We start from the raw sequence: 14,063 nt of genomic DNA, 5'->3' as shown, positions 1-14,063 counted from the left end.
GCCTCCGGGACAGCGGCGTGCCTCCCGTCCTCCTTTAGTGACTGCCGGTCTTGGGCGAACGCCTTGGACCATGCCGGGCTGCGCCCGCTGCGCTTGTGATTTCGTGATTCAACACTTGCACAATCACTAGGAGGTGATATTGTGTTGTCACGACATCACATGAGCAGCCCAATGACCTACTCACCCGACCTCCTCGACCGCGAGGTCCGCCTCGCCATCACCCACCTTGCCCTCCTGACTGAATGGGCCATCGGCGAAGACGCCAGTCTCCGCATGCTCGACCTGCCAGGGGACAGCCACTTCCCCGATTCGCGCCACCCGGACGAGCTGCCGCCCGTCACCGACTACGAGATCGGCCGCCGGGTATCCACGCTCGAGTCCTATGTGCACGCACAGCGCTGGGCCGACACCGTCGCCGCTGACATCCAGCAGCTCCGCTTCGTGGTCGAGGGCGTGTTCCCGCCGTCCGTTGTGGCCGAGTACGAGGCCGAGAAGGCGGACGGCGAGTGGGAGCACGTGCCCGCCCCCTTCGAGGACGGCGCAGGCGACGTTCCGCTGGGCTATTTCCACAGCGGGCTGATGAGCCAACTGGTCGACCTCGCCGCCGCTCGGCTCAAGGTCGACCAGGACGAGCCACTGACGATGGGCGAGATCGCCCTGCTCACCGGCAAGCGCGACGCCACGGTGACGACCACCGCGTACAGGAAGGTGTTCCCGACGTACGAGCACGACGGGAAGCGCTATGCCGCAACCGCCGACGTCCTTCCTTGGCTGATCCAGAACGGCTATCTGCCGACACAGGGCAAGGACGAGCCGATGGACTCCGCACCCACCCCGGAGCATGTCGAGGACTACCTGTTCGTTCCCGTGGCCCGCGACGGCTCGATCTTCGCCCCCTCCTGCGCGTCGGGTGGCCGGTTCACGGTCGGCGAGAAGGGCAGCGAGACCAGGTTCGACAGCTACATGGATGCCCTGGAGGCACTGCAGCGGATGCCCACGCCGCGCTGGCGCAGGCCCGGACCGAAGGGCGTTGCCGGAATCGTCGCCGGCGTGCGCTTCGAACGGCTTGCACGCAGCCGCGTCGAAGCCGCCTGACCCTTCTCCCGAGAATCCGAGACAGATCCCATCATGAGCACCACCGACCTGTTCCACCGCTACGCCGCAACCATCGCGAACCTTCCGTCCAACTTCGACATCGAGCAACCGCTTCCCGCTTCACTCCGGGTCACCGGCGATGCGCGCCACGGGATCTACTACGCGCCCTTCGACCATATGAACATCGGCGCCAAGGTGGTTCTCGTCGGCATCACGCCCGGACGCGTCCAGGCGATCGAAGCCATCAGGACGGCAGCGCGCTGCCTGCAGGATGGTCTCGGTGAAGCCGAGGCGCGCGCCCGAGCCAAGACGGCCGCAAGCTTCGCGGGACCGATGCGGAGCAACCTGGTGAACCTGCTCGACCATGTCGGGCTGGCGGAACGCCTGGGCCTGCAGTCGACCGCGGAACTCTGGACGACACGGACCGATCTGGTGCATTTCACGTCGGCGCTGCGCTACCCCGTCTTCGAAGGTGCGAAGAATTTCAGCGGCTCGGGCCTGCTGCGCAGCCCGCTCCTGCGCGAGCAGCTCGAAACCTGGTTCGCATCGGAGTGCGAGGCCCTGCCGAAAGCACTCTTTGTACCGCTGGGCTCAGCTGCGGAGGCCGCCTGCCAGCATCTGGTCACCTTGGGCAAACTCGACGGCCAGCAGATCCTCAGCGGTCTGCCGCATCCCTCGGGCGCGAACGCGGAGCGCATCGCCTACTTCCTTGGGCGCAAGGCGCGCGGACTGCTGTCGTCGAAGACGCGTCCGGAACCGCTGGACGCGGGGCGGGAACGCGCAACGGCTATTGTTGCTGCCTGGAACGCATAGGGTCCGGATGAAGGGGAGGGAACCATGCCTGTCATCACGTCCGACACGCTTAAAGCCCGGCACCGGCTGGTGCGCGACGACCAGCCTGAAGGCCTTCGCGTGCGCATCCATCGCGCCATCAGCTGGCTGGCACGCGCCGAGCAGGAGGCCGACGACCCGGACGCCGCCTTCATCTTCCTCTGGATCGCGCTCAACGCAGCCTATGCCCACGAGTTCCGCTTCGAGGAGCGGGAGCTGGTCCAGATCAGGCGCTTCATCGCCGTACTGGTGGAGCATGACCTCGAGCAGCGCCTGCACGCGGTCCTGTTCCGCCAGTTTTCCGGGCCAATCCGGACGCTGATCGACAACAGGTTCGTGTACGAACCATTCTGGCGCGCACTGCGTGAGCACGATGGCAGCGGGAGGTGGGAGCGGCAGTTCAGCGACAGTCGGGAAATTGCAATGCGCGCGGTCCTGGACAAGCGCGTCGACGTCCTGCTGCAGGTGATCCTTGATCGGCTCTACATGCTGCGCAACCAGCTGGTGCATGGAGGAACTACATGGGCCAGCAGCGTGAATCGGGCGCAGCTGCGGGATGGTGTCGCCATCCTGGGTACGCTGGTGCCGGTCATCTTGGCGTTGATGGTGGAGATGAAGGACGTCGATCTGGGCCAGGAGATCTTCCCGGTCCTCAACATCTAATCAGGGCCGGTCGCAATTAAAGGCTGCTTTTGGCCAGAAGCGGACTGGCAAGACGATGCGGTCAAGACCCTATTTTCAATAATGGGGTGCGACACCGAACCAAGCCCGGATCTAAGCGGGAAGCAGCTGTCAGGCAATCATGCCGCGGCGCCGATAGAATACTTCACAGATCTCGTCGACAGGGAAATGACGTGGGCAAGGCACTGAGAGATACCAATCACATTGGCCAACTTGGGATTAGCTGGCTTCAATGGATTATTGAAGGGCAATGGGCGTGCGGCGTGGAAGTGGTTTCTGCACACAATGATAACAGCTTGGACATCCTCATCCTTCTCAAGAGGCGCGATGGGAAGAAGGGCTATAGAGGTGCTACCGGAGATGTAATATTTGCCCAAGTGAAAACTGGATACGTTAAAACGGTGCCGACTGGTCCATACAAGATCCAGCTCGGAAAGGATTACGTCGCCAGCCATCGACCCCGATGGCTATCGTTCCCGGGTCCCGTGATCATGATTAACGTTATCCCACCTAAATCTCAAGGAAATAACCCGACTGCATTCTGGGCTGACCTTAGGAATCCTTTAAGCTACGCCGGGTCCGGAAATATGATTTTTGATCCAAAACGCACCCTGGCCGGCCTGGTGGGGAAGTCCGCTATGTTCAATCTCTGCTGGCGTTGGACCGAGTTTCGGAAGTTGCCACGCATAGAGGCACCGCGGGGATTTGCATGGTCGCAAACTTTGCCAGATCAGAATGTGGCTGTACACGAAAGCATTCATGAGCGTAGCAAGAAATTCTATAAAGACTGGATGAACGAATCCAAGATTAGTCCCACGTCATTTGGTGGTGTCAGGATTACTAACCGCGGTTGGCGGCATATGACTAGAGCTGGTCGAACGAAGTCAAGAATACTCCAGTCATTGCTGTTACTTCCGAGCGCAAGCAGGCTACTTGAGCCTCATCACGGGATCGCCAAGAAGCGCCTGACCCCATCTGAAAAATTGCCACTTCCTAACGGCCAGGTCCGCGAACGGTTCTATGAGGGAGTTACGGCAAGAATCACGTTCTTCCAACGTCACGAGGCAATCGTTCGGGTGGTGCTAGAGCGAAACATTTTTACGACCGGGAATGGAAAACCATCTAGTGACGAATCGACTCTTTACTCGATCTATGAGATAGCTCGTCGCCGATCGAGCGTGTAAATAGTGGAGGGGGCTGTTCGAGACAGACCTAGAACTGTTACCGAAGCAACATGCGCTTTCCCCTTCTTGCGGGTCAGGGCGCACCTGAAACCGTCTTTACTAGGCCCCCTCCGCCTCTGAGCTTATCGCAAAAATGCAACATGCAGGAGAAGTGGAAGAGGCGCGCCGGACAGTGACTAGGTCTGCTCCGACGCCGATGAGAAGCTTTAGGCTCAGACGGCGCTATTCACGGGTGGGATTTGTCGGATCTTCTAAGCATCTCGGGATGAAATAGCTCATCCGTTCCGGCCTCTCGCGAGTCTGACCTTACCTCGACAGACAGTCTGGCCAGCGCAGAGCGAACAGTTCGATCAAGGCGTAAGCTTCCCCGTCAAGCAGACATTTCAAAAGTAGAACCTTCGGCGGCTTGACGATACTCGACCGGGGTCATGTCGCCGAGCGAGTCATGGGGACGCTCCTCGTCCATGACAAAAAATCCTTTCCTGAGTCGCTGATCACCGTCGCTGTGGGCGAATCGTTCTTACGAGCACCATTCGAAATTGTTCTCAAACAAACCCGCCATCTACTGCCTTTTCCCACGCCTCCTTTAGCTTCTGCAGGCGAAATCCCTTGAACCCAAAGCTGTGTGCAATCGCAGCGCGCTCTACCAGCTCTCTCTCTCCGGACGTGAGCACGCCTTGCTCCATCTCCCAGGCAATCAAACGCTTCCATGTTCCATCAGTCCATAGACCATGTGCTCGCTGTGCCCACGAGACCGCCTTAACTTCGGTCATATTCTGTTTCTTGGCACAGGCCACAAATTCATCGCTAAGCACGATGTCGGACTCCTGCACCCGGATCCAGCATGCTTCTCTCTTGGCCCATTCCGTAACGAGTCGATTTCGCACCTGCTCTGCCGGGATGTCCTGAAGGTAGGGTACGACCTCTTCCGCAATGCGAAGGGCCTCGTCGATAAAATAGGCTGGGGCTGCTTGTGCCTTCCATGCCGCATCAAAGTCCATTACACGACGAATCCCGCCGAGTCTGTCAGCGATCAGAGCAATCGTGTAGGTGACAACCTGTCGAAGCATTGAGCCTGGATACCATTCCTGACTTGGTACGGCGCCGTCCAAAGCACGCGTAAGAATGGCCTTGCCAACAACAGACTTGTAGTAATCGTTGTCGAAAGCCTCCGGGCTCTTGGACCACTGGTCACCTATGATCTTCGCAAAGGCGGCCGTATTCTTCTGGGCACCTGCACATACGCTGTGAGGCACGGAACTCCACGTCACCTCGTAACGCGCAATGTCAGTTTTCGTAATTCTCTGCTTGCGCGGATGGATAAGCTCCCAGGTCTTGGCAGCAAGCCCCTTCTTTCGCTTCAACTCAACGTTGTAGCTACCTTGGGTTCGTTCAAAGAACCAGTAGCTTCCAACCTCTCCAGCCTTGGTCGATGGAGCCAATACCTGGCGTGAGATCGTCTCGATTCGTTTGAAGTACGGATGTCCTGCGAACAAGTCGGAGGCCGACACAGCGTTCTGCGCATTGGCAAAGCGTGCGATGTCGTGCACGGCCTCTTCGAAGCCCTCTTCAGGCAGCTGAGACAGCTTCATCTGCACGGACACCTGGTCCAGCGGATATCCGGCCTTCCGTGCCCAGTAAAGGGAGGCAGTAGTTTGGCCTCCATTGACGACCTGAAAATCGGTGGCCGACGTAATCATTGTCAGCCCGGAATCGCTTGTCTCCAGTTCCAGGCCGGAAACCGTCGCCGTCAATCCGTTGTTGTACGCGAAGAACATGGATGGGTTCTCCCGCAGCGTCTGACGGATACCCTTGTTGACCTTTCGGCCCTCACCCAGGAACGCACGAACGTTCTGTTCAAGAATTCGGCCGCCAAACCGGTCGTAGAGACTGGCCAGGACGTCACCCGGCATGACGCAAAGAAACGACTTGTACTCGGCACCCACGGACAAGGCCGGCAGCGCGGGGATCCCGGACCCATACTCCTCAGTGAAGTTGATCGTGATCGCCTCCCGCCCGGAATTGGACATGTCGGCACGGGAGAGTCGTGCGATGTCCCAGACTTGGACTTCGACCTCCTTGGTCCCGAGTTTGGGAGCCTGGATCCGTCCCAGCTTCGTTCCGACCGGTCGATCGGAGACAACGTAGATCCGGGCCTTGGTGAGCAGTTCGTTCGAGAAGCTGAAGATCTCACGGGAGAGGGCATGCGCCTCATGGCTCTCGTCCCAAAGGGACGCCACATCGCCGTAAACACTCCCTTGGAGGAAATTGTGAACCTGGTCGATCAGGCTTCTCAGTTCGTCCGTCCTGAGCGCTTCGGGCTCCTCGGCACCTGAATAGCTTGCAACGATCAGGCTGAGTACGCCGTCGGCCTCGGAAAGGCTGTAGCCATCCAATCTGACCTCGGATCGCTTCCACCATGCATGTGCCCTGCAGAGACCGTAGTCGGTGAACTCCTCGCCTGTCTGAAGGATCTCGCAGGCGCGCTCAATGAAACGGGTACGCTCATAGTCCGAAGCTGTGACGGCACCTGCCTGGATTTCGACCAGAAGATCGGCACGATAACGCTGAATCTCTTCTTCCATCAGTCCGCCCCCCCTAGCGGTTCTCAATCATCCCTGCCAAGTCGACCGCGAATGATCCGAGCGCTTGCAATCCAAGGACGTAGCTGCCGTCGATAATCCTGGGATCAGTCTCGGAGCGCGTAAACCTCGGAAAGCCATCGGTTACGGCAAACGCAGAGATCGAATGGATGACGAATCTATGGCGGTCATAGTTCCGCGACGCCACGTAACCCCATTCCGCGAGCTTCCGCTGGGCATCCTCGAAGACCTGGCTTCCGCATGCCTCGGCTTCATCAAGCAGCCCAATCACGAAATCGTTGAGCGACTTCCCGCCATCCGCTTCACTGGCAGGAAGCAGTTCGACCACAACGAGCCCAAGACCACCACTCTGGGCCTCAAGCTGATCAAGCGATGAGATTCTTACTTGATTCCTGGCACCAGCCACGCGACTCTTGACTTCGATGGCGTAGCCATCGAGCACGAAATCCTGGGCGTGTCGCATGGGCGCAACCCACGCCGTAAGCGCGGACTCGAGCCCAAGCTTTCCGGTGAGCGGACCATGAAGCAGCGCCAGCTCGCCGACAAGGCCGCGCATTTCCTCATCGGACAGCTCATTTCCTTTGGCCAAGCCGAAGAGTGACTGCCAACGGCGCAACCGACTGAACAGCCTGAGCGCTGATGCACCACGGTCATCGGACTCGCCGGAGTAGGCCAGCACGTCCTCACACAGCCTTAGGAATACGTCTCGATCCTCAGGCACCCGCAGGTGAAGCGAAACGGCGGCAGTCTGATCCGGTTCCTCACGGACAGCGATTCCAAGTCCCCTGAGCTTCGGAAGTTCAGCTGGCAAGCTGTCCAATGGCACCTGCTTCACAAGCAAGGCCGGCGAGCCGTCTGGATGGATCATCCAGAAGGTGGCGAGCGGATGTCCCACCACGGCGCGCCGACCCACCCATTCGCCTCCTTGGGGCGATAGGGTGGTCCAAGGGTCATTCCTGGCTTTCGTCGTCATCATCGTCCCCCTCCGCGTCCGGATCGCCGTACATCTCACGGAATGCAATCACATTCGCGGTGTAGACCACTTTCTGCTCCACCTGTCCTTCCTGCAGCCCCGGGAAGCTGATTCCGTAGGCGGCGTGCCGCTCCGACTTCGGCGCATTCCCTTCCGGTTGTTCCACCTGCATATCCAGAAGGTGGATCATCAGCAAGGGTCGCTGGCGCACCTCACGATACATCCGGTCAGGGATGCTCGCGTCTCCCTTTTCCGAACGCCAAGCCTCCTCGACGGCCTTCCGCTGACTGGGCGTCAGCCCAGCCGCTTCCTGACCACGTGACGCAACACGGCGCTTGTTCTTCGAGACCGAAAGAGCAGTGTGCGCTCCCGCACCGCGCACATTCGCGGCGCGCGCCTGGAGGCCGACCTTGATGCCCGCAATATCGATCGTACTCGCCTCATCGGCACGAGTATTCGACGCCACCAGGACGTCCCACAACTCGAACCCCCGTTTCGTCGCATAGTCGATGAGGGGAGTTGCGGCCATCTCAGGATTCCCCGGCGGCAGCACGAAGCCACCGATGAACTCCAGCACCTGATCCTGGGGCACGTCCTGGAACACTATGGATGCCTTCGGACCAGGATCCTCCCGAAGAGGCAGGCGCGGAAGACCTGACTCGGCGAGACGCCTGATGAAGGTGCCGGACCGCTCCCAGTTACCTCCCACCGACTCACCACGTGCAACAACAAGGGACGACTCGACAAGTCTGGCCGCCAAGCCGACCTTGCGCACGATCTCCTTGGCAGTTCGCATCTTGTTGCGCGCCGTCACAATGAGTGATCCCGGATGAGAACGCACGGCAAGCCCAAAGTCTATCGGCCGGAGTCCGTAACGCTCCATCTTGGCGATCTCGTCGCGAAGCTCCTCGCTGGCCGAAGCTATGTAGGCATACCAATCGAACGCGTCGGACTTGATGAACAGTCTGCAAAGGTCCTTGTAACCATCGCGATAGCCGAACCAACGCCCCATCTGAAGAAGCGTGTCATACATCTGGGTGTTTCTCAGGAAATAGCTGACAGTCAGCCCCTCGAGCGTGAATCCTCGGGACAGCGAGTTTCCGCCCACAGCGATTACGTTAAGGCCTGTATCCGCATATCTTCGATAGTCCAACGTGCCAGGACCGGATCTGGCATTGACCTCAACCACGTGCACACTCGCCGCAGCCTGATGCAATGCCTTCTGGACACCCCCCCAGGACTCTTCGGTTGACGATCCGTAATGCTCGAACCATGACTCATGCAGCGACTTCATGATCGGATCACGGAGCGCGACACTCTCTGAGAGACGATGCCTGTTCTCAATGGCGGCCGCGACGATATCCATACGCTGGCTGATCAGGGACGCCACGCGACCTTGGACCCCAGTGAAGCGCGACACGTTCACCAGCATGGAGTGATGCTTGCCTCCCTGTCCGCGCAGGATCCTGATCGCCTTGGATACCAGAAAGCAGTTGATTGCATCTTCCAGGCTCTCTGGGAGCGAGTCGATCTGTACATCGATCTTGTGCTTTACCGGGAGCCACTCCTCCGCATCCTCAAGAAGAACAGAGAGGTTCCGACCTGACTCCTTGTCGTCAAGGAAGTAGTCCACGGGGCCCACGTAATTTGAAGGAGCGTCAAGACCGATGATGAAGTCCCTCGGGAAAAGATCCTCCTTGTGCAACTCATCATCATTTTCCGGATCAACGAAGATGTTTGCGAACGGGGTCGCCGTGAACCCGATGTACGTGTTTCTCGTTGAACTTGCCAGAAGTTGCCGGATGAGCGAGTTGATCGTATTCGGAAGGCTGGGGTCCTTGGACGTGTTGATCGACGCATTGTCCGCCTCGTCGTCAATCACCAGGATCGGCATGGTGAGCACATCGCCGGCGGAGCTAGTGCTTCGCAACCATTCGATGAGGTTGGTGAGAATGGACTTGTTCTTCTTGATGACGAAGATTGCGGGCTGCGAGAGGCTTCCGATCGGTATGCCAAGGCCATCTGCGCGGGGCTTTGTGAAATCGTATGCGCGGCTCGTATAGGCAACGGCACTGAACGACTGGTCGATGTTTCCAACCCCAAGCCAAGTGGCGTTGGTGTTGCGACCAAGCAGCTGATCCGAATCGCGGCCGACAAATCCCTCGTCGATCCGCTCTTGCGTCTGCGAACGCAGATTGCTGTGCAGTCCGGCGATAAGGATGATGAGCTTGTAGCCGGCGTCGGCTGCCTTGTTGATCAATCCAATGTAATTGGCGGTCTTTCCGCTTTGAACATGCCCTACAACAAGCCCACGACGACTCCATGTACCCTCCTCAACTGGATTTCCGGCCAGGTCGAGGGTCCTGTCTGAAATCTCATCGATTCCATCCACCACACGCTTTGGAAAACCGAAGTGGACCCGAAGAAGGTCGTTGTATCGACGCCAATACTTGAAGTTGATCTCATGGCGTCGGCCGTCAAGCCATGGTTTATGACCGACACCTACGATGGTATGGGCGGGCCCGAGCCTGACCATGAATTCATGCTCGAGCTGCTCCACCACTGCGTTGATCTGATCTTTGGAGGGCCGTCCGGGAAGCAGCGGCAAGGCCGCAATACGCTCGACCAACTCCCGAACCTCTTCTCGGGATTTGATGTCGCTTGTGGACATGCCTGTCCGCGCAAACGCAAGGAGTACATCCTGGGTCATACGATCCTCACTGATCGTCAATTTCTCGGTACTTCTCGACTAGGTCCCGCACCCGCTTGTCGTCCTTGAACGGGGCAGCACCCTTGATCTGGTTGTAGATGATTCCCGGAAGACGATCGCTGTTGGGAGCCAGGACATCCATGTAGGCCAGCAACAGCTGCTCCAGTTCCATCTCGTCAAGATCGCCCTGACGAACATCCTGGGGATGCGAGCCGACGTCGGAGAACATCGCCTCAAGTGGAAGGCTGACCTCGATTACCGCCAGGATCGATTCGACTTTCGAAAAATCCTCGTCAGCTGACCGGATTCCTTCGATCAGGGGATGCGTGCGATTGATTACGTAGCGGATATGCCCACGCTCCTCAATCCGGTCCCACATGGGAAGAGTCGCGTCCTGAACCTGCTTGCGTCCACGGTATGTGTACGGCCGCTTGGCGCTTTGCGTCATCCTCTCCACCAGCGGCCGGAGCCTGGATCTCACTGCGGATGGCGGACGAATCCTCGATTTTCGAACGTCCACGCCCCAGAAGGAGTCCAGCGATGTCGGCACATCCACACGGACGCGCAGCAGCTTGGACATCTCCGACCGTTTGCCAAGGCCGAGCCACGTGCCGCCGCTGATCAGCCTCTTCGCCCGATAGATGTAGAGACCTTGGGTCTCTGCCAAGGTCGAGCCGAGCGCCATTTTCTCGAGCTGGGAAGGTGTCAGCCTGGAGTGGTGTGGCAACGTGAATGCCTGTGCCGTGATCTGCAAATCGCCGGCCTTGAGACGAGCGACTTCATGGCTGTCCGCCGTCGGGGACATATGGAGCGCGAATGGGTCGGCTGCCTCGATCGGGTAACCGTTGATGGAAATCTCGATTGGTGCCAGATCCAGGTCGAACGGTTCGGGCCTGATGTATCGATGGAAGGTGAGGGCCAGATGGCGACGTGCTTCCGCGAAGAGTTCATTCAAGGCCACTGACAATCTGGCCGGGGAAGGATCCTCGGAATCGAGTCGATCAAGCGCTTGCCAGAGTACGAGCGTTCCTGTCGGCGGGAGCGATTCGATGCCGGGAAGCTCTTCTATTTCACGGGCATCCAGCCTTTGAAGCAGCCATTCGTCAGCTTCCACAACACGGTCAAGATCCCACCGGCGTCCGTGTGCTTCACCATCCTTGCGACTGACAACCGTGAGCCTTCTGCATTGGGAGAACGACGCAGTCTTCAGGCCAAGACCGAAGCGCCCCAGGTCCCCCTCTTCCCTGGAAGCCAGTGGACTCTTGCTTCCATGCCGCATCGAGGCAGTCAGCTCGTCGGGCCCCATCCCATGGCCGTCGTCAACGATTGCCATGTACGGCTGATTCTCGGCATCCAAACCGTTGAGGATCTCGATTCTTCTGGCGTTTGCGGAGATGCTGTTGTCCAGGATATCCGCAAGGGCGCTGTCGAATGAGTAGCCGATATCGCGCATCGACTCCAACAGCGTTCCTGCGCTTGGGCGCAGTATCAACTCACGTTCTTGATTCACCATGCGACCCGCCCCCTACGGGATCACTTGACAGGATATTCCACACGACACCCGCAATCTGCCGGGCTATCCCAGGCGGAACGGCGTTCCCAACCTGCACATACTGCTGCGTCCTGTTGCCAAGGAACAGGTAGTCGTCCGGGAACGTCTGCAATCTCGCAGCCTCACGGACGGTCAGGCTGCGGCATTGCGACGGATCCCAATGAATGAATGCGTGGCCATCCTTGGAGAGGTGGCTTGTAACTGTATTGGAGGGCCTGCCGCGCACCTGCACGCGGAAGCGGTCTGCAAAGGCTCCCGTCTCCCAGTTGACGTGGTCGGGTGCCAGACGTTTCGGGAACTCGCTGCTTGTCGGGGAGCGCTTGAAGCTCTCCGCAAAGGCCGCGCAGAACATGTACCGCCCCAGATCCGATTTCATGTGGCCGCGGGTTTCATGGTTCAGAACGACCGACTGTGCCGGTGACTTCAGGCTTTCAGCAAGCGCGCTTGTTTCGCCGGTGTACCCGATGGCACGTCGAGGAAGTTTGTGCGCTGGACTCAGGTTTTCGAGACGTTTGGAGACGTCCGGGTGGCTGTTTCGGATGAGCTTCGCGACCCGGTCCCGCTCGGATTCCATCGCTTTCCGCCACTTTTCTGGGTCGTCCGGCTGACGGCTGAGCCCGCTTCGGAGCTTCGGCAGGCCTGCGAGCGCAGTCGCGATGGAGATCCCTTTGCCTTGGACGACGGCAAGTCCAGGGATGGTGCCGATTCCTGGATGCATCACGTCCTCGCGTACGCCCATGATGATGACCCTGTGGCGCGCCTGCGGTACTCCGTGATTCTCACAGCGGATGATGAAGCCGGCCGGATCCTTGGCGACGAGTTCGGAGGTCCGCTCTCCTTCATTCACATGGATGGGAAGCAACACATAGCGCTGTCGGCTTGTGCCTTGGTGTGGCGATGTGGCGAGCGCCGCGGAGGGGTCTTCGAGATCGCGCATGATGGCGCCGAACATCTCGCGGTTTCCAACCTTTGAGGTAAGGATGCCCTTGACGTTCTCCATGATGAATACGGCCGGCGAGAAGTCCGCCAAGATGCCGAGGTACTGCTTGTACAGGAAGTGTCTGGTGTCGCCTTTCGTCCTGAACCCTTTGACGTTCTTCTGGCGCGCCCGGCCCACCAATGAGTACGCTTGACAGGGCGGACCGCCGATCAGGATTAGCTCGTCGTACTTGCTTCTCTCCGCGGCAATCCTGTCATTCAGGATGCGGTTGTGCTGGTCTACGCCCAGAGTGAGGTTCAATGCCTCACGCTCAGCCTCGTCCCACATGGCTTTCCACTTGCCCCTGCTGAAATGGTCGCCCGGGGGCCCATTCTCGCCCTTCGCGGCCAGCTCCAGATAGGCGAGATATTCTGGCGGAACGCGTCCTTCCTCACGCGTCAACAGACGATAGAAGGCGCGCAGACGGAGCGTCGAGTGGGCGGAAGGCTCCATCTCTGCTGAAACGGCAAGCTCGAATGGATGGCGGCCGGAGCCCGGGGATGCCTCGAAACTGCTGAACCCTTCGCCAAGACCGCCCGGGCCCGCAAAGATGTCGATCACGCCTATTCTGCTTTGATTGTGCCTATGTGCTGCGGACAAGACTGGACTCTTCAAAATGGTTGATGTGATGAGCGCCGAAAGGCGTTCGCTCCTAATGTCTCGTATCCGGGACAAGGACACGTCCCCGGAGGTCAAGGTCAGGAAGCTCCTCTGGAGCGCCGGACTCAGATATCGGCTTCACACAAAGGGACTCCCCGGAAAGCCGGACCTAGTCTTCCGCAAGTGGCGCGCCGTGGTCTTCGTTCATGGCTGCTTCTGGCATCGGCATTCCGACTGCCCGTTCTTCCGGCTGCCCAAGACCAGGACGTCCTTCTGGGACGAGAAGCTGCGCCGGAATCAAGAGCGGGATGCCGCCACCGTTGCCTCATTGGCCACGGCCGGCTGGCGCGTCGCGGTTGTATGGGAATGTGGGGTGCGTCTGGACGCGCAAGCCGTCGCGCAAGATCTCGCCGCCTGGATAAGGCAGGGAACCGGGTGCATCGAACTGGCAGCCCAAACAGGCTCCGTTCAATGCAGCCGACTTCTGCCAACGCCCCCGCCCCCTTGAACACCTTCATTCCTGCTCTTGCCCTGCCTGGGCCGTTTGCACGCTAGGTCACCAGCGTCTCAAGAAGCGATATCCGGATGTTCCGTGTGGCCATCCGGTACGTGCTCGACCAGCTCCTCGATCCGGCACCCGAAGTACGTACACAGCTTGTCCAGCACATCGGTCTGGACATTGGCCCCGTGCTGGTTCGCCAGTTTCGAAAGTGTCATGCGATTGAGCCCGGTCGCTGCAGCGATCTCCTGCAACTGAACGCGCTTGCGTTCCCGGAATTCGAGATCGGCAATCCGCTCTTTGAGCTTAAATCTTAACACTAGCTGAATCTCGATAGCGAAAATAATCAAACGCTC

At 59.1% G+C, this 14,063-nt stretch carries 11 protein-coding genes; 5 read left to right on the top strand and 6 right to left on the bottom strand.

Annotated features, from left to right (window positions below; all coding sequences use genetic code 11):
• The first annotated feature begins 171 nt into the window (after positions 1–171).
• The 4 genes from WCE39_RS08815 (at position 172) to WCE39_RS08800 (ending at position 3,791) form a co-directional block, all read left to right on the top strand.
• Entirely contained in the window at positions 172–1,095 is a 924-nt protein-coding gene (locus WCE39_RS08815) for a hypothetical protein (protein ID WP_343276317.1), read from the top strand.
• 33 nt (positions 1,096–1,128) lie between these two features.
• Entirely contained in the window at positions 1,129–1,908 is a 780-nt protein-coding gene (locus tag WCE39_RS08810) for a uracil-DNA glycosylase family protein (RefSeq protein ID WP_343276316.1), read from the top strand.
• 24 nt (positions 1,909–1,932) lie between these two features.
• Positions 1,933–2,589 carry a hypothetical protein gene (locus WCE39_RS08805; protein WP_343276315.1) on the top strand — a complete coding sequence of 219 codons (657 nt, stop codon included), beginning with the start codon at positions 1,933–1,935 and terminating at the stop codon, positions 2,587–2,589.
• Positions 2,590–2,780: 191 nt separating this feature from the next.
• Positions 2,781–3,791: a DUF4365 domain-containing protein gene (locus WCE39_RS08800; RefSeq protein ID WP_343276314.1), complete on the top strand. Its 1,011-nt coding sequence runs from the start codon at positions 2,781–2,783 to the stop codon at positions 3,789–3,791.
• Positions 3,792–4,336: 545 nt separating this feature from the next.
• Here WCE39_RS08800 and WCE39_RS08795 read toward each other — a convergent pair.
• Genes WCE39_RS08795 through WCE39_RS08775 form a run of 5 tightly spaced genes read right to left on the bottom strand, consistent with a single transcriptional unit; the run spans position 4,337 to position 13,169 of the window.
• Positions 4,337–6,376 carry an AIPR family protein gene (locus WCE39_RS08795; protein ID WP_343276313.1) on the bottom strand — a complete coding sequence of 680 codons (2,040 nt, stop codon included), beginning with the start codon at positions 6,374–6,376 and terminating at the stop codon, positions 4,337–4,339.
• 13 nt (positions 6,377–6,389) lie between these two features.
• Positions 6,390–7,370: a PD-(D/E)XK motif protein gene (locus WCE39_RS08790; protein WP_343276312.1), complete on the bottom strand. Its 981-nt coding sequence runs from the start codon at positions 7,368–7,370 to the stop codon at positions 6,390–6,392.
• A complete protein-coding gene (locus WCE39_RS08785) occupies positions 7,345–10,038 on the bottom strand; it encodes a Z1 domain-containing protein (RefSeq protein ID WP_343276311.1) in 2,694 nt (897 codons plus the stop codon). Before WCE39_RS08785 ends, WCE39_RS08790 begins: the two co-directional genes overlap by 26 nt.
• 46 nt (positions 10,039–10,084) lie before the next feature.
• The gene (locus WCE39_RS08780; RefSeq protein WP_343276310.1) at positions 10,085–11,590 is read right to left on the bottom strand and encodes an ATP-binding protein; all 1,506 of its coding nucleotides are present in this window, start codon (positions 11,588–11,590) and stop codon (positions 10,085–10,087) included.
• On the bottom strand, positions 11,571–13,169 hold the full coding sequence (locus tag WCE39_RS08775) for a DNA cytosine methyltransferase (RefSeq protein WP_343276309.1): 1,599 nt from the start codon (positions 13,167–13,169) through the stop codon (positions 11,571–11,573). Before WCE39_RS08775 ends, WCE39_RS08780 begins: the two co-directional genes overlap by 20 nt.
• A gap of 55 nt (positions 13,170–13,224) precedes the next feature.
• On the opposite strand from WCE39_RS08775, the gene WCE39_RS08770 reads away from it, so the two are divergent.
• On the top strand, positions 13,225–13,716 hold the full coding sequence (locus WCE39_RS08770; protein ID WP_343276308.1) for a very short patch repair endonuclease: 492 nt from the start codon (positions 13,225–13,227) through the stop codon (positions 13,714–13,716).
• 59 nt (positions 13,717–13,775) lie between these two features.
• Here the strand turns inward: WCE39_RS08770 and WCE39_RS08765 are convergent, their stop codons facing one another.
• On the bottom strand, positions 13,776–14,057 hold the full coding sequence (locus tag WCE39_RS08765) for a helix-turn-helix domain-containing protein (protein WP_343276307.1): 282 nt from the start codon (positions 14,055–14,057) through the stop codon (positions 13,776–13,778).
• Positions 14,058–14,063: the final 6 nt, after the last annotated feature.

It is taken from the genome of Luteimonas yanweni (genome assembly GCF_039548475.1).
Lineage (GTDB): Bacteria > Pseudomonadota > Gammaproteobacteria > Xanthomonadales > Xanthomonadaceae > Luteimonas.
Note: the sequence above shows the minus strand (reverse complement) of the source record. Positions and strands in the feature narration are given on the sequence as shown.